General features: G+C 59.2%; 20 protein-coding genes and 1 pseudogene. 9 read left to right on the top strand and 12 right to left on the bottom strand.

Translation table 11 applies throughout. The annotated features are described in order from the left end of the window. Positions 1 to 32 precede the first annotated feature (32 nt). Positions 33 to 426: pseudogene (locus ACW9I6_RS05255) on the top strand (hypothetical protein); the annotation flags it as partial. Here ACW9I6_RS05255 and ACW9I6_RS05260 read toward each other — a convergent pair. After that, positions 389 to 1,090, bottom strand: coding sequence for an SOS response-associated peptidase family protein (locus ACW9I6_RS05260; RefSeq protein ID WP_457338993.1), 702 nt, complete (start codon positions 1,088 to 1,090; stop codon positions 389 to 391). The pseudogene ACW9I6_RS05255 and the gene ACW9I6_RS05260 overlap by 38 nt on opposite strands. A gap of 99 nt (positions 1,091 to 1,189) precedes the next feature. Between ACW9I6_RS05260 and ACW9I6_RS05265 the strand changes: the two genes are divergently transcribed. Together ACW9I6_RS05265 and umuC are read left to right on the top strand one after the other, a co-directional pair. After that, entirely contained in the window at positions 1,190 to 1,615 is a 426-nt protein-coding gene (locus tag ACW9I6_RS05265; RefSeq protein ID WP_167664970.1) for a LexA family protein, read from the top strand. Beyond that, the gene (gene umuC, locus ACW9I6_RS05270; protein ID WP_457338994.1) at positions 1,608 to 2,885 is read left to right on the top strand and encodes a translesion error-prone DNA polymerase V subunit UmuC; all 1,278 of its coding nucleotides are present in this window, start codon (positions 1,608 to 1,610) and stop codon (positions 2,883 to 2,885) included. The genes ACW9I6_RS05265 and umuC overlap by 8 nt, the downstream gene beginning before the upstream one ends. A gap of 25 nt (positions 2,886 to 2,910) precedes the next feature. On the opposite strand, the gene ACW9I6_RS05275 is transcribed toward umuC, so the two are convergent. Together ACW9I6_RS05275 and ACW9I6_RS05280 are read right to left on the bottom strand one after the other, a co-directional pair. Beyond that, positions 2,911 to 3,120, bottom strand: a complete 210-nt coding sequence (locus tag ACW9I6_RS05275; protein WP_457338995.1) for a hypothetical protein — start codon at positions 3,118 to 3,120, stop codon at positions 2,911 to 2,913. Positions 3,121 to 3,639: 519 nt separating this feature from the next. Beyond that, a complete protein-coding gene (locus ACW9I6_RS05280; RefSeq protein WP_008431545.1) occupies positions 3,640 to 4,551 on the bottom strand; it encodes a bifunctional GNAT family N-acetyltransferase/nucleoside diphosphate kinase regulator in 912 nt (303 codons plus the stop codon). 362 nt (positions 4,552 to 4,913) lie between these two features. On the opposite strand from ACW9I6_RS05280, the gene ACW9I6_RS05285 reads away from it, so the two are divergent. After that, on the top strand, positions 4,914 to 5,372 hold the full coding sequence (locus ACW9I6_RS05285) for an Hsp20 family protein (protein WP_003219642.1): 459 nt from the start codon (positions 4,914 to 4,916) through the stop codon (positions 5,370 to 5,372). A 127-nt stretch (positions 5,373 to 5,499) separates the two neighbouring features. Here ACW9I6_RS05285 and ACW9I6_RS05290 read toward each other — a convergent pair whose 3' ends face one another. The 4 genes from ACW9I6_RS05290 to ACW9I6_RS05305 all read right to left on the bottom strand — a co-directional run bounded on the left by ACW9I6_RS05290 (position 5,500) and on the right by ACW9I6_RS05305 (position 8,714). Then, on the bottom strand, positions 5,500 to 6,828 hold the full coding sequence (locus tag ACW9I6_RS05290) for an OprD family porin (RefSeq protein WP_003219643.1): 1,329 nt from the start codon (positions 6,826 to 6,828) through the stop codon (positions 5,500 to 5,502). 230 nt (positions 6,829 to 7,058) lie between these two features. Further along, positions 7,059 to 7,316 carry a hypothetical protein gene (locus ACW9I6_RS05295; RefSeq protein WP_003219645.1) on the bottom strand — a complete coding sequence of 86 codons (258 nt, stop codon included), beginning with the start codon at positions 7,314 to 7,316 and terminating at the stop codon, positions 7,059 to 7,061. A gap of 40 nt (positions 7,317 to 7,356) precedes the next feature. Further along, positions 7,357 to 8,349 (bottom strand): zinc-dependent alcohol dehydrogenase family protein, encoded by a 993-nt coding sequence (locus ACW9I6_RS05300; protein WP_003219647.1) that lies wholly within the window; start codon positions 8,347 to 8,349, stop codon positions 7,357 to 7,359. A 62-nt stretch (positions 8,350 to 8,411) separates the two neighbouring features. Beyond that, on the bottom strand, positions 8,412 to 8,714 hold the full coding sequence (locus ACW9I6_RS05305) for an ArsR/SmtB family transcription factor (protein ID WP_003219649.1): 303 nt from the start codon (positions 8,712 to 8,714) through the stop codon (positions 8,412 to 8,414). Between the two features lie 598 nt (positions 8,715 to 9,312). On the opposite strand from ACW9I6_RS05305, the gene ACW9I6_RS05310 reads away from it, so the two are divergent. Next, the gene (locus tag ACW9I6_RS05310; RefSeq protein WP_023658951.1) at positions 9,313 to 9,510 is read left to right on the top strand and encodes a hypothetical protein; all 198 of its coding nucleotides are present in this window, start codon (positions 9,313 to 9,315) and stop codon (positions 9,508 to 9,510) included. Between the two features lie 56 nt (positions 9,511 to 9,566). On the opposite strand, the gene ACW9I6_RS05315 is transcribed toward ACW9I6_RS05310, so the two are convergent. Then, complete coding sequence (locus tag ACW9I6_RS05315) at positions 9,567 to 10,127, bottom strand: fasciclin domain-containing protein (RefSeq protein ID WP_003219652.1); 561 nt, start codon at positions 10,125 to 10,127, stop codon at positions 9,567 to 9,569. Between the two features lie 191 nt (positions 10,128 to 10,318). Here ACW9I6_RS05315 and ACW9I6_RS05320 point away from each other — a divergent pair, with 191 nt between their 5' ends. Then, on the top strand, positions 10,319 to 11,068 hold the full coding sequence (locus ACW9I6_RS05320) for a hypothetical protein (RefSeq protein ID WP_032898777.1): 750 nt from the start codon (positions 10,319 to 10,321) through the stop codon (positions 11,066 to 11,068). A gap of 15 nt (positions 11,069 to 11,083) precedes the next feature. On the opposite strand, the gene ACW9I6_RS05325 is transcribed toward ACW9I6_RS05320, so the two are convergent. Beyond that, on the bottom strand, positions 11,084 to 12,346 hold the full coding sequence (locus ACW9I6_RS05325; RefSeq protein WP_457338998.1) for an MFS transporter: 1,263 nt from the start codon (positions 12,344 to 12,346) through the stop codon (positions 11,084 to 11,086). A gap of 243 nt (positions 12,347 to 12,589) precedes the next feature. On the opposite strand from ACW9I6_RS05325, the gene ACW9I6_RS05330 reads away from it, so the two are divergent. Both ACW9I6_RS05330 and ACW9I6_RS05335 read left to right on the top strand, forming a co-directional pair. Beyond that, positions 12,590 to 13,717 (top strand): MFS transporter, encoded by a 1,128-nt coding sequence (locus ACW9I6_RS05330; RefSeq protein ID WP_050550296.1) that lies wholly within the window; start codon positions 12,590 to 12,592, stop codon positions 13,715 to 13,717. Positions 13,718 to 13,772: 55 nt separating this feature from the next. Next, a complete protein-coding gene (locus ACW9I6_RS05335) occupies positions 13,773 to 14,870 on the top strand; it encodes a LacI family DNA-binding transcriptional regulator (protein ID WP_008431528.1) in 1,098 nt (365 codons plus the stop codon). Positions 14,871 to 14,978: 108 nt separating this feature from the next. Here the strand turns inward: ACW9I6_RS05335 and ACW9I6_RS05340 are convergent, their stop codons facing one another. From ACW9I6_RS05340 to ACW9I6_RS05350, 3 genes are read right to left on the bottom strand one after another with little or no spacing between them, the layout of a single operon-like run. After that, a complete protein-coding gene (locus ACW9I6_RS05340) occupies positions 14,979 to 16,589 on the bottom strand; it encodes a GMC oxidoreductase (RefSeq protein ID WP_457338996.1) in 1,611 nt (536 codons plus the stop codon). 17 nt (positions 16,590 to 16,606) lie between these two features. Next, positions 16,607 to 18,394, bottom strand: coding sequence for a thiamine pyrophosphate-binding protein (locus ACW9I6_RS05345; protein WP_102369429.1), 1,788 nt, complete (start codon positions 18,392 to 18,394; stop codon positions 16,607 to 16,609). Then, positions 18,391 to 19,110, bottom strand: a complete 720-nt coding sequence (locus ACW9I6_RS05350) for a ThuA domain-containing protein (RefSeq protein ID WP_177041798.1) — start codon at positions 19,108 to 19,110, stop codon at positions 18,391 to 18,393. Before ACW9I6_RS05350 ends, ACW9I6_RS05345 begins: the two co-directional genes overlap by 4 nt. Before the next feature lie 288 nt (positions 19,111 to 19,398). Between ACW9I6_RS05350 and hisD the strand changes: the two genes are divergently transcribed. After that, positions 19,399 to 20,682, top strand: a complete 1,284-nt coding sequence (gene hisD / locus ACW9I6_RS05355) for a histidinol dehydrogenase (protein ID WP_008431521.1) — start codon at positions 19,399 to 19,401, stop codon at positions 20,680 to 20,682. Positions 20,683 to 20,864 lie beyond the last annotated feature (182 nt).

Consider the following 20,864-nt stretch of genomic DNA (forward strand, 5'->3'; position numbering starts at 1 on the left):
TGAAAAGTGTTCTGCAACGCTACGCGTTTTTGATCGAAGGCACCTACGTTGAAAACGTGGGCTGGCTTGATTGCGCCGTGCGCTACGCCCGTCCCCCATATCTTCCACTACATGGATCCGCCTTAATGGCAGACCGCCCGTTATGGCCTAGATTTTCCCTTTGAGAATTACGAACGCATGGCCGACTCCATGCGGCGCTGCAAAGGGGAGGTGATGGTCAGCGTCAGTGACCATCCTGACATTCGACGTGCTTTCGAGAGCTTTCATTTTGAGACCGTGGACATTCGGTACTGCAATCAAAATCAGCGGCGGGGTAAGGCCGAGGTTAGCGGCGAACTTGTGATCATGAACGGAGAGCCGGCGGCGTTAGGGGGGGGTCTGACGCTCGTTAAGAGTCCTCCGGAGGCAAGGGTAGCAGTAAGTTAGCTCCCTGATTTTTCACGTTACCAACAGCTTTGCCTACCGCATACCACTCAAAGTCATCAACAGGCTGACAGCACTCCTTCGCTATTTCCTCGGCGCGGCCCGGAGTAAGGCTGGGGTCAATCCATTCCCTAGCATGCTCAGGGGTCAGCACCAACGGCTTGCGGTCGTGAATATCTACCATTCCCTGGTCACTGGCGGCGGTGATGATTACGAATCCGTCGCCATCATGGGGATCTAGGCCGGGGTAAACCTGTGCGAGTGCGCCAAAGAACATCGGTTTCTGACTCTTCAGGCGAATGAAGTAGGGCTGTTTTTTCTTCGAATCGTCCGGGTCTTTGACCCACTCATACCACCCTTCACTCGGGACCAGGGCTCGGCCATTCGGCCAAAGCTGTTTGAAGAACTTTCCCGTGGTGACCGTCTCTACGCGTGCGTTAATTGGGTCAGGGCGTTTGCCCTTGGCCCAAAACGGCGCCCATCCCCATTTGACTGCATCAATATGCAGTCCATCCTCTGCGGCGTGCAGCAACTGCACCCGCGTCGACGGAGCGACGTTATAGCGATCAATGGGCTGAGCGTCGTAACCGCTGAACAGCTCTATCTGCGGGCTCAGTGCTTCGATGAAGATCGCCATCCCCTCGTACTGCACGAATCGCCCGCACATACGCACCTCCCGTCTGTCGAAATCCCCTACAGATAAATTGACCGTAAGCGTCCTACAAAGTTAACTGTACATTCGTACAGTATTTGTAAAGGCAGCGTCATGAGTTTCACCATTTTAGGTCCCATTGCTGAGGTAGGCGCGAAACTGCCTTTGTGCTCCTTCCAGGTTCCGGCTGGCTTCCCTTCGCCGGCAGCGGACCACATTGAGCAGCACATCTCATTGGATGAGGTTCTGAATATCCGTGCGCCGCACGTGTACCTGGTAGCAATCACCGGTGAAAGCATGCAGGGAGTTGGGATCTTCGACGGTGACCTCGCGGTGGTGGATCGCGCCATTGAACCCGCCCATGGGCATGTGGTGGTGGCCCTGCTGAACAATGAGCCCGTCTGCAAGCGCCTTTGCAAGCGCGGTCGGGAGGTGGTGCTTCTATCAGAGAACCCCAAGTATCCGGCGCGGTACGTTCTTGAAGGCGACGAGCTGTCAATCTGGGGCGTGATCACCAGCACAGTGCGCAGCCATGTCTAAGCAAGAGCCGACCTTTGCGCTGATCGACTGCAACAGCTTCTATGCCAGTTGCGAGCGTGTATTCCGACCGGACCTGGCGAAGGTGCCCATCGTGGTACTGAGCAACAACGATGGCTGTGTTATCGCCCGTAGCTACGATGCCAAGCCCTTCATCAAGATGGGCGAGCCGTATTTCCAGATCAAGCACAAGCTCAAGCAGCACGGCATTGTCCCGTTTTCCTCAAATTACGCGCTGTACGGGGACATGAGTGAGCGGGTCATGACGCTGATCGAGAGCATGGTGCCCGCCGTCGAGATCTACAGTATCGATGAGGCCTTCGCCGATCTTACCGGCATCGACGGCCTGGACGCCCTCGGCCGCCAAATTCGTGCCCAGGTCTTTCAGTGCACCGGAATCCCGGTGGGCGTCGGAATCGCTCACACAAAGACCCTGGCCAAGCTGGCCAACCACACAGCGAAGCGCTTGCAGGCCCAGACGGGCGGCGTGGTGAATATCACCGACCCGGTAAAGCGTGACTGGGTATTGCGCAACACCGACGTTTCGGAGGTGTGGGGTGTCGGCCGGAAGATGAAACTTCACCTGGACTCGATGGGCATCAAGACAGCGATGGACCTGGCCAAGGCCGACCCCTGGACGCTCCGCAAGAAATTCAGCGTGGTAATCGAGAAGACCGCTCGCGAACTGGCTGGCACCTCATGCCTGGAACTGGACGAGCCTGACCCACCCAAGCAGGAAATCTGCTGTAGCCGGATGTTCGGAAAGCGCCTTACCGAGCTGCCGCCGATCAAGGAGGCGGTGGCCACCTACATGATGCGCGCCTCTGAAAAGCTGCGAGCTCAAAACTCGCTGTGCAAAAAGGTCCGTGTCTGCATCCGCACAGGCATGTTTAACCCTGAAGAAGCCAAGTATGCCAATGGGGTAGTGGTGGATATGCCGTACCCGACCGACGACGTGCGCCTGCTGACCAAGGCCGCCGTCGATGCGCTCGACCACATCTACCGCCCAGGCTTCAAATACAGCAAGGCCGAGGTGATGTTGCTCAACCTGTGCCAGCCAGGCGAATACACGGACGATCTATTCGCGGTGTCTCAGCCGGCCGAGGCCACCCGAGTGATGACCGTGCTGGACCAGATCAACGACAGGTGGGGAAGAGGGACGCTGCGGTCGGCCAGTGTGCCGACGAACCCCGACTGGGGAATGCGCCGGGAAATGATGAGCCAGAGCTACACCACGAAGCTCGATCAGCTGTGGTCGGTTGCTTGCAAGTAGTGAAGCGCTCAGCGCCAGATCAACTTCACTCGGGCGACATGAGGACCGCCAGAGTCAGCTTGATGAACTCCTCGTTCTCATCGATGGTGTGCAGAGCGCCGCGCACGTTCTCGGCTACATCGGCGGAGCCACGCTGCTCGACCCAGTTCGATAGCTCCATGATGGAAGCCTCAAGGGCCAACTGGTTTTCGTACAGTTTGGAGAGCAGGGAAGGGGGCAGGTCTGAATTGGGCATTGGCGTTCCTCTGGTGGAGTGAACAGCTTAGCAGTCGGTATTATTTGGGTAGTTTGTGTTCGGTCGGCAGGACGCCGGGGAGGGGTGAAAAAGAGTTCCAAAACTAAAACCGCACCCCTTGTAGAATGCGGTCTGTAGCCCGGTTGATTTCCGCCAGTAATGGAACGCCAAGAGGTTTCAAGGCACCAGCCCGCTTGAGTTTGCATAGCGGTCTTGAAAACCGGCGGACGTTAATAGCGTCTCCAGGGTTCGAATCCCTGGTTTCCCGCCAAGATTTACTCAAGAGCCCCGCTATTGCGGGGCTTTTGCGTTTCTGGGGTTCAGGAATACACCTCTAATCGTTTCCGTATCATTTCAGGCAGTTTCCGCAACTCTGCAAAAAGTGGGCGTGAGCGGGTAGGTTTCACGATCTCACCCCCCGCGCCGATAACCGTCTCGGTTATCAGTTCACGCTGGAGAAGTCAGGCACCCAAGCCGGGCGCGCTGACTGGCGTGATTCGTTACTGAGAAAAGGCGCAATTACAGGTGGAAGTCGCCCGCAGCCTCCGGCTGGTAAAGCACTTTCTTGATCTCAATCCGGCGGGTCCGGTCAGCAATTCGCCAGTCGATGGCGTCTCCCTCCTGATAGCCAAGGATGGCGGTGCCTATGTCGGAATACACGGAATGCTTTGCTGCGTTGCTGTCCGCGTCTTCAGGGTAGACCAAGGCCACTTCGAACTCTTCATCGTCCAGTTGCAGCAAGGCCCTGGAGTTCATCGTGATGACATTGCACGCCACCTGCTGCGGCTTGACGACAATGGCCCGCTCAAGCTCATGTTCGAGTTCAACAACCGCCGGGCCTTGCTCGAACGCGATCAGATCCTCGAGCCTGGCCTTGTCGATTTCAGTGATGTAGATCCTGGTGGAGTCGCCACCGGCGCCTTCGCGCAAGAACTGGAAATAGCTTGCCGCCGTCATGGAAAATGACGTCAATGTCGGCGTTTCGCTCTCCAGCATAAAGCCGCTGCGCAGAAAGGCTTTCAGCGAGCGCGAGTTGTCCGGGTGAATCTTGGCGATGAGCTTCTCGGCCCGCATGTCGAGGAAGGCCAGTTTCATGCCTTCGCGGATCGTGCTGGCGCCCAGGTTCCGGCCCCATTTGTCGCTGTCTCCGATGACCAGGACAATCTCGCAATTTGAGCCGGTCTTGATGAGACGGACAAAGCCCACCGGGGCGTCATGCCGGTCATAGGCCATAAAGAATCTGCCGCCCTGGTTGAATAGATGAGTCAGGATCGGCAACTGAGTCCGATCAATGACTTGCTCAATGGAGCGGGAGACATGACGCGAATCGCTCAGATAGCAGGTGATGCGTTCATCCTCTAACCAATCCACCAACGTCAGCGCGTGCGCCCGCGTAATTTCAGGGCACAGCGAAATGAAAGGCTTGTTCATCTTGACCACACTTATTTGTAAAGGATTGAAGCCCTTCATGGATATGTCATGGCGGTTCTTCGGCAACCGGATATTTTAAGACATGCCGCGAGTAATGGCGAACATGCCAGAGAGTTCCAAGAAGCCACCGCTTGCTGAACCCGACCCAGGCAAGCACTCAAGAGAAAGGTGGGCTGACTACGCATCGCAGCCTGAGGGCGGCCTGTCTATCCAACCGAGCAAGCCGTTCCCGGCTGGTACTCAAATGTAAAAATTTTTATCTGGCCTCTTGAAAATTTTCCCGGCGAACATAAATTTTTATCACGCGACGCCGAATGCGGGTCGCGCACTTAATCACTTGGATTTAATCAGGAGATTTTGAGATGGCTACTACCCTTTCCTTGGCCCCTTTGTTCCGTCAATCCGTGGGCTTCGATCGCTTCAATGACCTGTTCGAGTCGGCGCTTCGCAGCGAGGCTCCGAACACTTATCCGCCTCACAATGTGGAAAAGCACGGTGATGACGAATATCGCATTGTCATTGCTGTCGCTGGGCTTACTGAAGCGGATCTGGATATTCAGGTCGAGAAGGGCGTTTTGACAGTCGTTGGCGACAAGCGCGAAACCGAGAAAGCAGTCACTTATCTGCACCAGGGCATCGCGCAACGAGCATTTCGGCTGTCGTTCCGGCTGGCAGATCATATCGAGGTGCGCGGTGCTTCGATGAACAACGGGCTGTTAAGCATCGACTTGCTGCGCGTGGTTCCTGAAGAGGCCAAGCCCAAGCGCATCACGATTGGCAGCGGGAAAGAGCCCGAACTGCGTCAGGTTAGTTTGCAGTAAGTCAGCGGTAACAAAAAAGGCGCTCTTGGTAGCGCCTTTTTTTGTGTGTGGAATCAAAACGCCTACCGATCAATACCTGGCTACGCAGAGTACCCGGTAGATCCATCAACCGGGCACTCCCGCCTGTTTAGAAGATATTCAACGGGTACTCGGTAATCAGGCGTGTCTGCACCAGATGCCCCCCGGTGGACGCATCACCATCGTGCCAGGCTTCCCTCAGGCGGAAGGACAGCTTCTTGGCCGGGCCACTCTGCACGACGTATTTCACTTCGGCGTCGGTTTCGTGTTCCTGGTCGTTGGCGCCATAGAACCCGGTGTAGGCCGAATTGCCGGGGGTATGCGTACCGTCGATGCCGGCACCGCGAATATGGCGGGCCATGAAGCTCAGGCCGGGGGCGCCAAAGGCTCCCATGTCCAGGTCATAGCGCATCTGCCAGGACCGCTCGCCCGGGCCGTTGAAGTCGGAGTATTGCACCGAGTCAGCCAGGTTGATCGAGTTGCCGTAGCGCCCGGCACCGACGCCGGCATTGGTCTCCCCAAAGCCGACGTAGTCGAACGGCTCGTCACCATGCACTTTCTGCCCGGCCAGGGTGAAGGTCTGTGCACCCAGGGTGTAGGCAGCCGCCAGCGAGGCTGCGGTGGTGTCGATGGTCCCGGCCTTGGCGCTGCCGTCGTCCAGTGTGCGATACAGGTTGAAGTCCAGCGCGACGGACTGGTCATCGGTCAGTGGATGAACAAGGTTCAGGTTGACGTAGTACTGATTCCACACGTCTTCCAGGTGTGCTCCGTACAGCGACGCGGTGAATTCCTTGCTGAACTGGTATTTGCCCCCCGCGAAGCTGGCCGACGACGCTTCCACGCCTGCATAGCTGGCGAGAATGTCGCCGCTGCGCGAGGTGGTGGTGGTACCGGTGCCGGAGGTGTAATGGCCGGCCTCCAGGTTCAGGCCGGTGATTTCATGGCTGTCGATCTGGAAGCCTGTTGCGGTCTGTGGCATCAGGTAGTTATCGGCGGTGGCGAACACCGGCGACGTAGGCTGCAGGTCGCCGACCTTGAGCGTGGTATTGGAAATACGGAACTTGACGTCACCACCGGCCTTCGCGAAGCCATGATCCGGATTGCCATTGGCGTCGGACGGTATGTTCGGGCCACCGGCGCGGTCGGTGTCCCCGTCGATGCGCAACGCCAGGTCGGCAAACGCATCAATGCCGATGCCAATGGTGCCTTGAGTGAAGCCCGAGCTGTAGGTCGCCATCAGCGCCTGGCTCCAGTCACGGGTGTGGGCGCCGTTGCCGTTCTGGTTCCAGAACAGGTTGCGGTTGAGGATATTCAAGCTGCTGTCGGCGACAAAGCCCTTGGAGTCGGACTGATCGCTGGCATAGCTCATGGCCGGCAAGGCAAATGCCAGCGCCACGGCCAAGGTATTGAGCTGAAGTAACGGTTGACGTTTTTTCATTATATTTTGCTCCTGTGCACGAGTTCGTGTGGGAGCATTAAGGCGACAGCCCAGGCCATCAACAAATGAAACTGGATGAAGGTTTTGATATCCCTTTTACCAAATTCCAGGCAAAGAAAAGCCCGCGATGGGGAGTGCGGGCTTAAAGGTGTTCACTTAGGAGCTGGAGTGACGATAAGCGCTCGAGTGTGAAAGGGATGTGAAAGGTTGTTGGGTGCGTAGCGTATTTATCACGAGTGATCCTCTCCTCGCACAATCCTTCCGGCCTTCACCTCATCCGCGTACCCGCTGAGCTTTTCCTGCTGAGCCGCGAGCAGTGCACCCATCTTCATCAGGGCGACTGCTTCGTCGGGTGATTTGGCGACCCCGGCGATAGTGGCCAATTGATTGACCGACCAGGCGATAACGGCCGTCGCATCTTCGAGGTCGTAGAACAGTTCCTGCTGTGCGGTCCTTGGGCCGTCGAGCATTTCCATCAGTTCTGCCATTTACCCGTGCTCTCCAAAAAAGTGGTTCAGTGCGATCAGCTCAAGCACCGTTGCGCCAATCCTCCTGTAAGCCGGCGGACACGGCAATCGCGATTTTCCCTTGAATGCCGTTGTTGGGGCTTTCCAGGCGGGAATGGGCGAGCGGGATGTCGGCAAGGGAATAGACCGCGCCAACGTGTGGCCGCAGTTGACCGTTGGCGATCAGTGCGCTCATTTCATCCAGCTTGCCGCGGTTCTGTCGTGTGAAGACGAAGTGATAACTCGCGTTCCTGCCCCAGGCCTGGACGAGGTTCTGGGGGTGCGCCGTGTCCACAATCGTGACCACGCGACCCAGTTGCGCAAGCGCGTCCGGGCTACGGGACAATGTGGTGCCGCCGATGGTATCGAACACCACATCAACGCCACGGCCACCCGTTTCCCGCAGGATGGCGTCGACGTAATCTTCCTTTTCGTAGTCGATGATTACGTCCGCACCCAGGCTTCGCGCGAACTCGACATTGACGTCGCGTACGGTGGTGAACACCTGGGCGCCAATGGCTTTCGCCAGTTGGATCGCCACATGGCCGACGCCGCCCGCGCCGCCGTGCACCAGGATGCTTTCTCCCACCCTGAGGGCTGCACGCACCACCAGCGCTTCCCAGGCGGTCCCGCCGACCAGGCTCAGGCTTGCTGCTTCAAGATGACTCAGGGCAGGGGGCTTCTTCCCGATAATGCCTTCGGCCGCCACGTGGTATTCGGCATAGCTGCCGGGTCCGTCAAATATTTGCGGGGTGTACCAGACTTCGTCGCCTGGCGCGAAGGACGTAACCCCCGGCCCGACTTCCTCAACGACCCCCGATACGTCATGCCCGGTAATCGCCGGTAGCGGCACCAGGTCAGCGTAGTCGCCACGTCGGACCTGGTAATCCAGCGGGTTGATGGAGGTTGCGTGTACGCGGACCAGGACTTGCCCCGTGTGCGGAACGGGCTTGGGAACGTCGCGAAGTTCAAATGATTCCGGGCCGCCAAATGACTTGAGTATCAACGCCTTCATTGCATTTCCTCGTTTCGACAAAAAGGGATATCGCGAAATCTCGATATTCTGTGGTAAAAAAACTACAAATCTTTCCCTATGATCTCGGCGAGCCTGCGGATGGTGGCTTCATTGCGCTTGTAGTAAGTCCACTGGCCGATGCGCCTGACTTCGACCAGGCCCACCCGTTGCAGCGTTGCCAGGTAACCAGACACCGTCGACTGCGAGAGCCCGATGCCTTCCTGAATACTGCTGACGCACACGCCCACCGTGTGAACGTCCCCTTCATCTTGTGCAGGGAAGTTCTTTTCGGGGTCTTTCAAACCTTTCAGGATTTCGAGGCGTGTCTGGTTTGAGAGGGCTTTGAATATTTCGAGTAAGTCCATGGCGCGATCATATCGAGAATTATCGATATGTCAATGTGTGTCAGATATAAAGGGTAGTCAGTTTCAGGCCTCACCGTAGGCGGCGACCAAGGACCTGTCGCGCTGCGGGCCTCTGAGCTATAACAGTGTAAAAGCACAAAAAACAAACGTGTTTCCGGGCTGTTTTCAGGAGAGAACTCATGAGTGCCATGGACGCGGGGCAAGTGGTGCCTGGCTACGTAACCTTCGTCGGGCGTGAGGCATCGTGGGCCGGACGCCAGTTCATGAGCTTCAGCTATAGCGTCAATGGGCAGCACTTTCACAAGTCTCTCAACGAGACGGTTGACGCTTGGTCAACGACGGCGCTTCGTAAAGCCTCGTATGGCTTGCGAGTGGGAGACCCGGTGTCTGTCTGGTGTTCTCTCACCGACCCCGAGGTGTGTTGCATTGGCGAAAAACCAGCAGAGAAACCCGCGATCCTGCGGTGGATAGAGTCTCTCGGAGCGTTAGGGCCGTTATGAAATTGATCCCCACCGTTCGTCCATCGGCCGGCACTCGCGACACCGCATCGTTTCTCATGTTCAAGCACGGACATCCCGCGCTAGAACGGAGAGCCAGCATGGAAATTAACGAGAAGGCCCCTGGAAACGTATCCCAGCAGGGCGTAACGCGCGGTACAGACAATGAAACCGGGCATGATCCTCGGCGCGATCAACCTGAAGCGCCTCTACCGCCGGACGATGACGCCCCTCTGGAAGAGGATATGTCGGATGTGGATGCAGCTGATTCTGTCGCGAGTGAACACCCCGACAACTGAAGCATCCGAATCAGCCCGACGCACACTGCGTCGGGCTTTTCGGTGTCAAGCGACGATTACGGCATCAGCACCGAATCAACCACATGAATCACGCCATTGGACTGCATCACATCCGCAATGCTGATGCTGGCCTTGCCACCCTTGGCATCCACCACCCACAGTTTGCCGTCATGCAGCTTGATCGTCAGCGACTCACCCTGCACGGTTTTCAACATCACGGTACCGCCGTTCTTCTTGGCGTCGGCCATCAGTTGTGCAGAGGTATGAGTGCCAGCCACCACGTGATAGGTCAGGATTTTTGTGAGATCGGCTTTGTGCTCTGGTTTCACAAGCGTATCCACGGTGCCTGCGGGGAGCTTGGCGAAAGCTTCGTTGGTCGGTGCGAATACGGTGAACGGGCCTTTGCTGTTAAGGGTATCCACCAGTCCGGCTGCCTTGACCGCCGCAACCAGAGTGGTGTGGTCCTTTGAGTTGACTGCGTTTTCGACGATGGTTTTCGTCGGATACATCGCCGCGCCGCCCACCATTACGGTGTCGGCGGCAAAACTTAGGGATGTGGTGACGGAGAGGATCGTAAAGCAGGCAACGGCAGCAATTTTTTTGTAGATGGCGTGCATGATGTATCTCCTTGGTGCTTGTGCCCTCCGGGTGAGGGTATTGAATCTACGTACCAAGGATCGAAGTGGATGCACCTCTGGAAAAATTATTGGTTTGCCGCCCTCACTGCACTTTTTCCCGTTCTTCCGATCTATCTCTGTCCCGACCACACTAATTTCCGGCGTGGACAGCAGACCCAGACCTGGTGCCGATGGATCGCACGTTACCTGTTTTTATCACCCGATGGATGCGTCAGCCGCTGTGGCTGGCTGCGGTTTTGATGCTTTGCGCCAACGGTTGCAGCCAGCAGCAGGGGCGCGATATTGCCACGCAGTTCAGCAACGGCAAGCCCGACGAGTTCTTCCAGACCAGCGTTGATCGCATGGCCACCCTGAGCATGCGCGACAACCTGCAAAGCCTGTATCTGCTGATGAGCAAGCTCTACCTGCGCAACCCCAACCAGTGGCGTCAATCGGGTTACACCGACGCGGTGACCGCCGCCCGGCAAATCCGCCAGGCCATCGAACTTCGCCAACCACTGCCTGCCCTGGGGGATCGTCGCGACCTGGCGGCGCTGAGCTATTCCCTGAGCCCGGAGTTTCGCGGCGACCGGGTAGGCGCCTTCATCTACGCGATCGGCAGCATGCTGGTGACGGCACACGGCGGGCGCACCGAGTTTTATATAACGGACTCGATCAACCCCCAGTTCGTCAGCAATGCCGCGCGCAATATCGAGAAGGCCACCTGGCTGCTCAGTCAGCGCCAGGATGCCAATGGCTCGCTGTTGCTGTTCTCCAACGAGATCTCGGAGGCGGGCAGCAACCTCAGCTTTGCCGTGGAGTTCGGCAAGATCGTCGCGCGCCTCGACCTGTTGACCCAGATGCTCGACGAACGCTACCGGCGCATCGGGCTCAACTACGCGCAAAGCTTGCTGCTGATGAATTTCCTGCCGGTGCAGTGACGATGCGGGCCTCCCTCACACCCCGGTTTGCGCTTTGCCGCGGGCAACGGTTTTCTTCGGCGCGCGCATCAGTAGTGGGCCGAACGTCGCGAGCAAACCGAGCATCACCAGCGGGAAGAACATCAGCTTGCTCAGGCCGAAGTTGCTGACGATGACGGTGATGACGGCGGGGCCCACCAGCATCCCGGAAAATCCGATGCAGTTGACGATGCCGATATTGCGCCCGGCATGTGCCGGGTCCCGGCGCCCGGCGGCGGAGATCATCAACGGTGCGATGCACGAAAGGCCGAGGCCAAACAGCGCGAAGCCGACAACGCCGGTCACGGCCGTACCGCCCAATACCGTGGTGATCATGCCGAGGACGCACAACGTACCGCATCCAAACACCACCTGCGCATTACCGAACGCAGCGGCCAGGCGGTCGCCAAAAAGACGCCCCACGAATGACGCACCGACGAACAGTGAGACCGCCATGCCTGCGGTCGAGGTGGTGGTCGCGAACTCCCGGCGAATGTATTCCTGGCCCCAGTCGGCAATTGCGTTTTCGCCCATCATGCTGCCCAGCAGCAAGGTGCCGAGAGCGATCATCACCAGCAGCGTCTTGGCCGAAGGGCCCTTGCCGGTTTCGTCCCGGGACTGGGTGCCGGCTTGCCAGTCGTCGAGCTGGGCGTCGGGCACATCATGCTTGCCCAGCAACCATCGGCTGAACACACAGCCCAGAATGAACATCGCCAGGCCCAGTACGGTGTAAGGCACCAGCACGCTGTCGGTGTAGAACCGGGTCAGCCAACTGCATGCCATGCCCAGCAGGAAGCCGCCCAGGGAATAGAAGGCATGGAAGCCGGACATGATCGAGCGTCGATAAAACCGTTCAACCTGCACGCCGTGGGCATTCAAGGCGGTATCCAGGGCGCCGCGCAACAGCCCCAGCACAGAGCCGAAACACAGCGCAAACCAGAAACCGTTGACGAAGCCCAGCGGGATAATCGAAAGGGGATAGGCGAGGGCGCCAAGGGTAATTACCGGCTTGGCGCCGAAGGTGTCCAGCAGCCGCCCGACCAGCAGCGCACCGGCTGCGGAACCGACACCGACCCCGAGGGCAATCAGGCCGAAACTCGAGTCCCCGAGTTCTCCCGTCAGGCCAAGCTGGGTCCTGAACACGCTTACACCGGTGGACCAGATGTACATCATGGCGCCGATCATCATGAAGCCGAGAAAGGTGGCGATACGTGCCTTGCGAATACGCGGGGGGATCGGGGTTTTCTGGAAAGTGCTTATCACGCTGCATGGTCCCTTTTGTTTTTGTGGGGTGGTTATGCAATTTTGGGTTATACGAATAACCTTGCGGAAGTAAAACCTGCACCCTGTGGGCTGTCAATGCTTTATCAATTCAGAATATGTAACAGTAACAAGGCAGTGGCTGGCGCTTGAGTTTTAAGTTATACGTATAACTCCAACTGTTCAGGTATTGGGGTTTCCGTGTCGTCTCAAGAGTTGTTATTGCCGTGCTCCACGCCGCATATGTCGGCCTACCGCTTGACGTTTCTGCTGTCCGGCCTGTGCATGGGCGCCTGGGCGCCGCTGGTTCCCTATGCGCGCAGCCGGGCCGGGGTGGACGACGGCGCATTGGGCATCCTGTTGCTGTGCCTGGGCCTCGGCTCACTGGTGATGATGCCGCTGGCGGGCATCCTGAACGCCCGCAAAGGTTGCCGCTTTACCATGCACATCGGCATCGCCCTGGTGTTTCTGACGCTGCCTCTGCTGGCGACCACACATTCATTCTTGGGCTTGATGTTTGCCCTGACCGTGTTCGGTGCAGGGTGCGGCGCAGTGGATGTGACGATGAACGTACAGGGCGTGATGGTTGAGCGTGCGACCGGGCGGTCCTTGATGTCGGGTTTTCATGGCTTGTTCAGCCTGGGCACGATTGTCAGTGCGGCGGGGATCACCGCGCTGCTCTGGCTGGGCGCCACGCCGTTGCTGGCCAGCAGCGCGGTGATGGCGGCACTGGCTGCGTTTGTCCTGAGTTACGGGCGCCAGATGCTCGGGCGCAGCGGCGAAGAGGGCAGCCCGATCTTTGTGCGGCCCACGCGTAAAGTCCTGGTGCTGGGCGTGCTGTGCCTGTTCGCGTTCCTGGCCGAAGGTGCGATTCTCGACTGGAGCGCGGTGTTCCTGACCCAGGTGCGTGATGTCGAGCCTTCCATTGCAGGCCTGGGCTACGCCTGCTTCGCCGTGATGATGGCGTTGGGGCGCTTGAGTGGCGACCGGATTCTGCTCAGGCTCGGCGCCCGGCTAGTACTGGTGGGCGGTGGCCTGATTGTAATCCTGGGCTTTCTCACGGTGGTGCTCGCGACGAACTGGCAGGTGAACCTGGTGGGGTTTGCGGTCATCGGCATCGGTTTGGCCAATATCGCGCCGGTGTACCTGTCGCTGGCGGGCGCGCAAAAGACCATGCCGGGGGAACTGGCGATTGCCGCTGCCACCAGCCTCGGTTATCTGGGTATCCTGATGGGCCCGGCGGTGATCGGCTTGTTCGCCCACGCGACGAATCTATCCTGGGCGCTGCTGGCGGTTGCCTCGCTGATGGTCGCAATCATGTTCAGTGCCACACGACTGGTTCCGAAGGTTTCCCCTCAACGGGTACACTGAGCGCCTGTTTTTTCATGACCTCGCATGAGGTTTCAAAAGGATTGGGAAGCAAGCGATGGCCGTTTCAATGAAAGACGTAGCACTGGCGGCAGGGGTGTCCCAGCCTGCGGTGTCTTACGCCTACAACCGACCTTCCAAACTGTCCCCGGCCCAGCGCGAGCATATCCTCGAGGTGGCCGCTTCATTGGGCTACCCGGGCCCCAATGTGCTGGGCCGCAGCCTGCGCTCGGGCAAGATCGGCGCCATCGGGTTGATGATGATGGACAAGTTGTCCCTGGCCTTTGCCGACCCGTGCACCATCGCCATGCTGCGCGGCATCAGTGAAGTGGGCGAGTTGGAAAATGTCGCACTGACACTGTTTCCGCTCAACAACAACCGCCTGGTGGGCCGGGGCCCGGCGGCGAGCCACGGCAGCCTGGCCCTGCGCGGGCTGGTGGATGGCCTGATTATCTCGACCCTGCCCGATGATCACCCGGCGGTGCTGGCGGTGGTGAAGCACAGTATTCCGTTCGTGGTGATCGACTCGCCGCTGGTCGAGAATTCGTTTTTTGTCGGCATCGACGATCGCGGTGCGGCTCGCACGCAAATGCAGCATCTGCTGGACCTGGGCCACCGCAAGATCGGCGTCATCATTGACCGCCTCAACCCGGATGGTTACCGCGGCCCGATTGACCTGCAACGCTTCAAAAGTGCCAGTGAGCGGATTGTCCGCGAACGCCTCACCGGTTACGTGGAGGCGGCCACCGCCGCGGGCCTGGCGTTTGAAGACCTGAGCGTGATCGAGGCCGGTGGGCTGGATTCCACGTCCGGCCAGGCTGCAGCGTTCACATTGCTGACCTCCAACGACGTCACGGCAGTGGTGGCGTGCTCGGATGTGATGGCGATTGCCTGCATGAAAACCGCCCACGCCCTCAGTCGCCAAGTGCCGCAGACACTTTCGGTGATCGGCTTCGACGATATTCCCGAGGCGGTGCAGCTCGGGTTGACCACCATTGCCCAACCCATGGTGGAGAAGGGCGTGTACGCCGCACGCATGCTGACCGAGCAATTGAATGCCCCGGCTGATGCGCCGCTGGCGCCCGAGCAGAAGATTTTCGCCACCAAGCTGGTGGTGCGTACCTCGACCCGCAGTATCCAGCAGGCAGACGCCTGATCCCGTTGGTAAGGGATCGCTGTAGGAGCTGGCTTGCCTGCGATGGCATCGACTCAATACCACTGACAGACCGAGTCGACTGCATCGCAGGCAAGCCAGCTCCCACCTTTACCCGGGCTGCCCCTTGAAGTGTGCCGCTACTCTGAGGGCATTCGCCGCGATGGTCAGTGCCGGATTAACCGCCGCCGACGACGGGAAGAACGAGCTGTCCACCACCCATACATTCTCCAGGTCATGCAGCTTGCAGTTCAGGTCCAGCACGCTGGTGGTTGGGTCCTTGCCCATCACGGCAGTGCCGCACTGGTGGGAGTTCGTCGCGATGCCCATGCGCGCCTTGAGGATCAGCGGATACCCTGCATCACGCATGGTTTGGGTGGCCTTGCTCACCAGTCCTTCATGGGCCTTGAGGTTGTTCGGCGTCCAGTGAACCTTGATCGCACCGCGCTGCGTGTCGTAGGTGACGCGGTTGTCCTGGGTCGGCAGATCTTCCGAGGTCAGGTACAGGTCTACGCTGTGGTCAGTGATATAGCGTGAAGCGAATTTCGGCAGCCAGGGCCGCATGGTACTGATCATCGGCTCGCGGATTTTCCCCAGCATCTGCACGTTACCCAAGGGGAATGCGTTGTGCGGGCTGGCGCTGTACCAGTCGTTGATGGCCAGGGTTTTCTGGAAGGTCACGTTGTTCTTGCGTCGCGGGTCCACCGCCAGCATGAAGGTGCTGTTGTGCACCATGTAGTTACGCCCCAACTGCCCAGAGCTATTGCCCAGGCCATGAGGATGTTGAGCGTTCGCAGACTTGAACAGCAATGCCGCACTGTTGACTGCGCCGCACGCCAGCACGAAGCGTTTGGCACGCAGTGTCACCTCGCGTCCATCGAACAGACCCCGCGCTTGAGTCACGGTTTTGCCATCGTTATCGGTGTTCAGCTGCCTGATCGTGGTGCGAGTCATCAGCCGAATGCTGCCACTGCGCAGGGCGGGCCTGAGCGCAGAAACTTCAGCGTCGGCCTTGGCCTCCACCAGGCACGGATAGCCATCGCAGGTTGAGCACAATACGCAATCGCCGCCATCGCCATAGTCCACCGCCGCCGGCATCACGAACGGCTTGAGTCCGGCACGCTGCATGCTTTGCTCCAGCGCAACCAGGGCCGGGTCGTGCTTGAGTGCCGGTTGCGGGAAGGGTCCTGAACGCCAGGGTTCGCTGGGGTCAATGCCGGCCTGGCCATGCACGCGGTAGAGCTTTTCCGCTTCGGCGTACCAGGGTTCAAACTCGGCGTAGCTGACGGGCCACGCAGGCGACACGCCCTCGGCATGCTGGATCTCGCCAAAGTCCGCCTCGCGAAACCGTGGCAGCATGGCGCCGTAGAATTTGGTGTTGCCGCCGACGTAATAAAACACCCCCGGCGAAAATGCTTGGTTGGCCTGGTCCAGCCACGGTTCGGCATTGCGATAGCGTCCTTGGCCGAACACCGCTTCAGCGCTCCAGTTCTGGATTTCCCGGGGCAGGAAATCCCCTCGTTCGACGATCACAATATCCAGCCCGCTGTCACGCAGGGCATGGGCGAAGGTCGAACCGCCCATGCCCGAGCCGATAATCACCACGTCACAGTTGATCGTGCCATCTGCATCAGGTGTCACCACGTCGAGGGCGCGCGGTTCGCGCGGCGCCCCCGGTTGTGGATTCAGCTCTGCATGATGCGAAATCAATGCATCACTCATGTGAGCCGCTCCGGCATTTACAGGTGTTGTTCGGAATTACGGATTTGCCAGTACTCATCCTGGCGTTCGTCGGTGATGTATTCCGGAATCGGGAAGTCCCACCAGCCGGGCACCCAAGGGCCAGCCGCATCGCGGTCGGTGGGTACTTCGATCAGCACCGGCACATTCAAATCCAGCGCTTCCTGCAGGATAGGCTCAAGGTCTTCCGGGCGCTCCACACGGTAGGATTTGAGGCCGAAGGCTTCGCCCACCGCCTTGAAGTCCGGGCTGTAGGGCGTGCCGTCCGGGTGGTTGAATTCAGTGCCGATATGGCGGCTGGTCTGCTTGCGCTGGCCACCGCGAATCGACATGTAGCCGGCGTTGTTCTGGATCAGGAACACCACAGGGATATTGTTGGTCACGCAGATCGCAATTTCCTGGGAGGTCATCAGGAAATCGCCATCCCCGAGGATGCACACCACCGGCTGGTCAGGCGCCGCCAGCTTCGCACCGATGGCCGCAGGTACGGCCCAGCCCATGGACGAGAAGCCGCCGGAGGTCAGGTGGGTACGTGGCGTATAGACCGGGAAAGTCTGCTTGACCGCGCCCTGGGTGTTGCCCGAGCCAACCACCACGATGGTGTCCCGCGGGAACACTTTGCGCAGCGCGCCGAGGGGGCGTTGCGAGGTGAACGGAAAGCGATCGGAGTCACGACGGCCCGCCAGTTTGGTTTCCCATTCTTCCTGATAACCGCGCAGGTCGCTCAGGTACTCTTCGCGCTCAACCGTCTCGCCTTTCAGGCTTTCGACAATGGCGGCGAGGGCGTATTTGGCGTCGGCACAAATGCCCACGGTCACCGGGTAGTTCTTGCCGATTTCATGCGGGTCGATGTCGATGTGGATCAGCTTCGACGGCGGGATCGCGAAGGTCACGCCCTTGGCGTAGCTGGACGACGACCAGTCGGTGAAACGGCAGCCCACGGCGATGATCACGTCTGCGGTGGACGCGACTTTATTGCCGCACAGGGTGCCGGTCTGGCCGACACTGCCGGCGAACAACGGGTGATCTTCCGGGAAGCCGCTCTTGCCGTTCCAAGTGGTGACCACCGGGATCTTCCAGGCTTCGGCCAGGGCGAACAATTGCGCGCTGGCTTCGCCGGTAATCACGCCGCCGCCGATCACCAGCACCGGGCGCTTGCTCAGTTTCAGCTCTTCCACTGCGCGTGCGGTGGCTGCCGGGTCCGGGAAGCACTTGCCGATCGGGGTGCGCTCTTCGAGGGCATGCAGGGTCACTTCAGCGGCCTCGGCCTGCACATCCATCGGGATTTCCAGGTGCACCGGCCCCGGGCGTCCGGTGACCATTGCGCTCCAGGCGCGGTGCATCATGAACGGCAACTCTTCAACACGGGTCGCCACCCAATGACGCTTGGTCACGGCCTCGGCGATTTTCGGGAAGTCGTTGTCGGTGTAGCGCTCCAGCTCCTGCAGCAAGCCATGGCCACGCATGTGGGTGGGTGGCCCGCCGGTGATCAGCATCAGGCTGGTGGAGTCGGTAAACGCGGTGGCCATGCCGATCACCGTGTTGGCGGCGCCGGCACCGATGGACGTCACTGCCGCCATCGGCTTGCCGCTCACCCGGTAGTAACCGTCGGCGAGGTGCACCGCGCTCTGCTCATGGAACACCTGGATGAACTTGAGCTTGGAGTCTTCTTCGAGGAAGGCGTCGGTCAGGGTCCAGATACCGTGGCCGGGAATACCGGCGACGTATTCGACGCCATAGTTTTTCAGGGTTTGAGCCACGATCTGGCTGCCGGTCAATTTAGTCATGACAGGACTCCTTGGGTTGATGAAACGGAGGGGGTTGCCTCGGCGGTACTGGCTGCACGCCCGCGTGTCGCCCAGTTCAGGCCTTGCTTGGTCAGGCGGCGGATATTCGGGTCGGCGAGGTTGCTGGTGTCGTGCCCGATGGAGTGATAGAACACCCGCCCAAGGCCCCACTGGCGCACCCAGGCCACCGGGCTGCGATGGCCGTTGAGCCAGGGGAAGGGGTTGCCGTCGAAGGTGGTTTCAGCCAGCACATGAATGTTCGGGTCGACCTGCATGTAGTACTGCTCGGACCGTACCTCGAAATCCTCGACGCCCTGGGTCACCTCGTGGCTGTGGTCGATGACGTTGACCTGGTACGGGTGGGGAAAGCCTTCGCCCATCGGGTGTTCGAGGAATGAGCCGCCGAGCACCCAGTGATATTTGAGGCTGGCGCGAAACGCCGCGCCTGCGCCGTGCCAACCCACCAGGCCGGTGCCGCTTTCGATCGCTTCCAGCAGGCGGTTTTCCTGGGACGCGGTGAGCGTCTCGGTAGTGACGGCGTTGTTCCAGCCGATCACGATCAGGTCATAACCGGTCAAGTCCCTGTCCAGTGTGAAGATGTCGGTGGACTCTTCGACCTCGAAATCCAGTTCCTGGAAAACGGTGCGCGCCCATGCCGCAATTTCGTAGGGGAAATGGCCGGGCCAGCCACCGAATAGATACAAGACTCGACTCACGGTTGATCACCTCTTTACGTTGGGTGTGATTGTTAGGTTATACGTATAACCGCTTATTTAACCTATCACTCCGAATCCCTAAGTCAATGGGGCTTACATGTTTTTCATCGGGGGTTATACGAATAACGTCAGCAGCTCGCCGCAGTGCTTCAACACTGCGTCTGTGTTGCGTCAGGTTGCGTCACCAATAGGGAGGCTGCGAAATTGCCCGGGGCAGGGGGGTAGGAAAAGATGGTTGCCAATGCCGGGGGCATGTCGCGTGCCCTCAAGAACCACCTGGAGCCACTGATGATTCGTTACCTGAAAACGCCTAAACCGGTCGAAGCCCAAGCCGAGATTGCCGCCCAAGTCCGCGATACCGTTGAGCGCATCATCGCCAACGTCGCCCGTAACGGCGATGCGGCCGTACGTGAATACTCGAAGCAGTTTGATCAGTGGTCGCCTGTATCTTTCCGGCTGAGCGACGAAGAAATTGCCGCCTGCGTGGCGAGCCTGTCCGAGCAGGAAATCGGCGATATCACCTTTGCCCAGGCCCAGGTCCGGCGCTTCGCCGAGGTGCAAAAAGCCTCGATGCACGATGTGGAAGTCGAGACCTTGCCTGGCGTGATCCTTGGGCATCGCAATATTCCGGTGAACTCGGTGGCTTGCTACATTCCGGGCGGCAAGTACCCGTTGCTGGCGTCGGCGCATATGAGCGTGCTGACGGCCAAGGTGGCCGGGGTGAAGCGCGTTGTTGCGGCCGCGCCGCCGTTTGATGGCAAGCCTCATCCGGCCATTGTGACGGCGATGTATTTGGCGGGTGCCGATGAGATCTATTGCGTGGGCGGGGTGCAGGCGATTGCTGCGTTTGCGTTGGGCACCGATACGTTCAAGCCGGTGGATATGATCGTTGGGCCGGGTAATGCGTATGTGGCCGAGGCCAAGCGTCAGTTGTTCGGCAAGATTGGTATCGACTTGATTGCCGGGCCTACAGAGACACTGGTGATTGCTGATGACAGCAGCGATGTTGAAATCATCGCTGCCGATTTGTTGGGGCAGGCGGAGCATGGGGTTAATTCGCCTGCGGTGTTTTTGACGAACAGTGCGGAGTTGGCGCAAACCCTGCCGGCGGAGATCGAGCGGCAGTTGGCGATCCTGTCCACCGCACCGGTTGCTTCTGTCGCCTGGCGCGACTATGGCGAAATCATCCTGTGCGACAGCGTCGACGAGCTGGTGCAGGAAGCCGATCGCATCGCCTCCGAGCACGTGCAGGTGATGACCCGCGATCCGTTGTATTTCCTGGAGCACATGACCAATTACGGCGCGTTGTTCCTTGGTGAGCGCACCAACGTTTCCTATGGCGACAAGGTGATTGGGACCAACCACACATTGCCTACCACCGGGACTGCGCGGTACACCGGCGGGCTGTGGGTCGGCAAGTTCATCAAGACGTGCACGTATCAGCGGGTGCTGACGGATGAGGCTTCGGTGTTGGTAGGGGAATACTGCTCGCGGCTTTGCGGGATGGAAGGGTTTGCGGGGCACAAGGAGCAGGCGGATATTCGGATTCGTCGTTACAAGAAGCACGGTTGAGGGTACATATCCGTTGTTTGGGTAACGGCGACTATTGGTTCCGCTCTTACAGCGGCTCACTTTTGAAGAGCGCAAAAGTAAGCAAAACGCTCTTGCCCCACCACTCGGCTCCTCGCTTAGGCTCGGAGTGCCCTCACTCCGGCTTTGGACCGTGGGCCGCCGTCATGGGCCATCCTTGGCCC

It is taken from the genome of Pseudomonas sp. SDO5522_S412 (assembly GCF_054071215.1).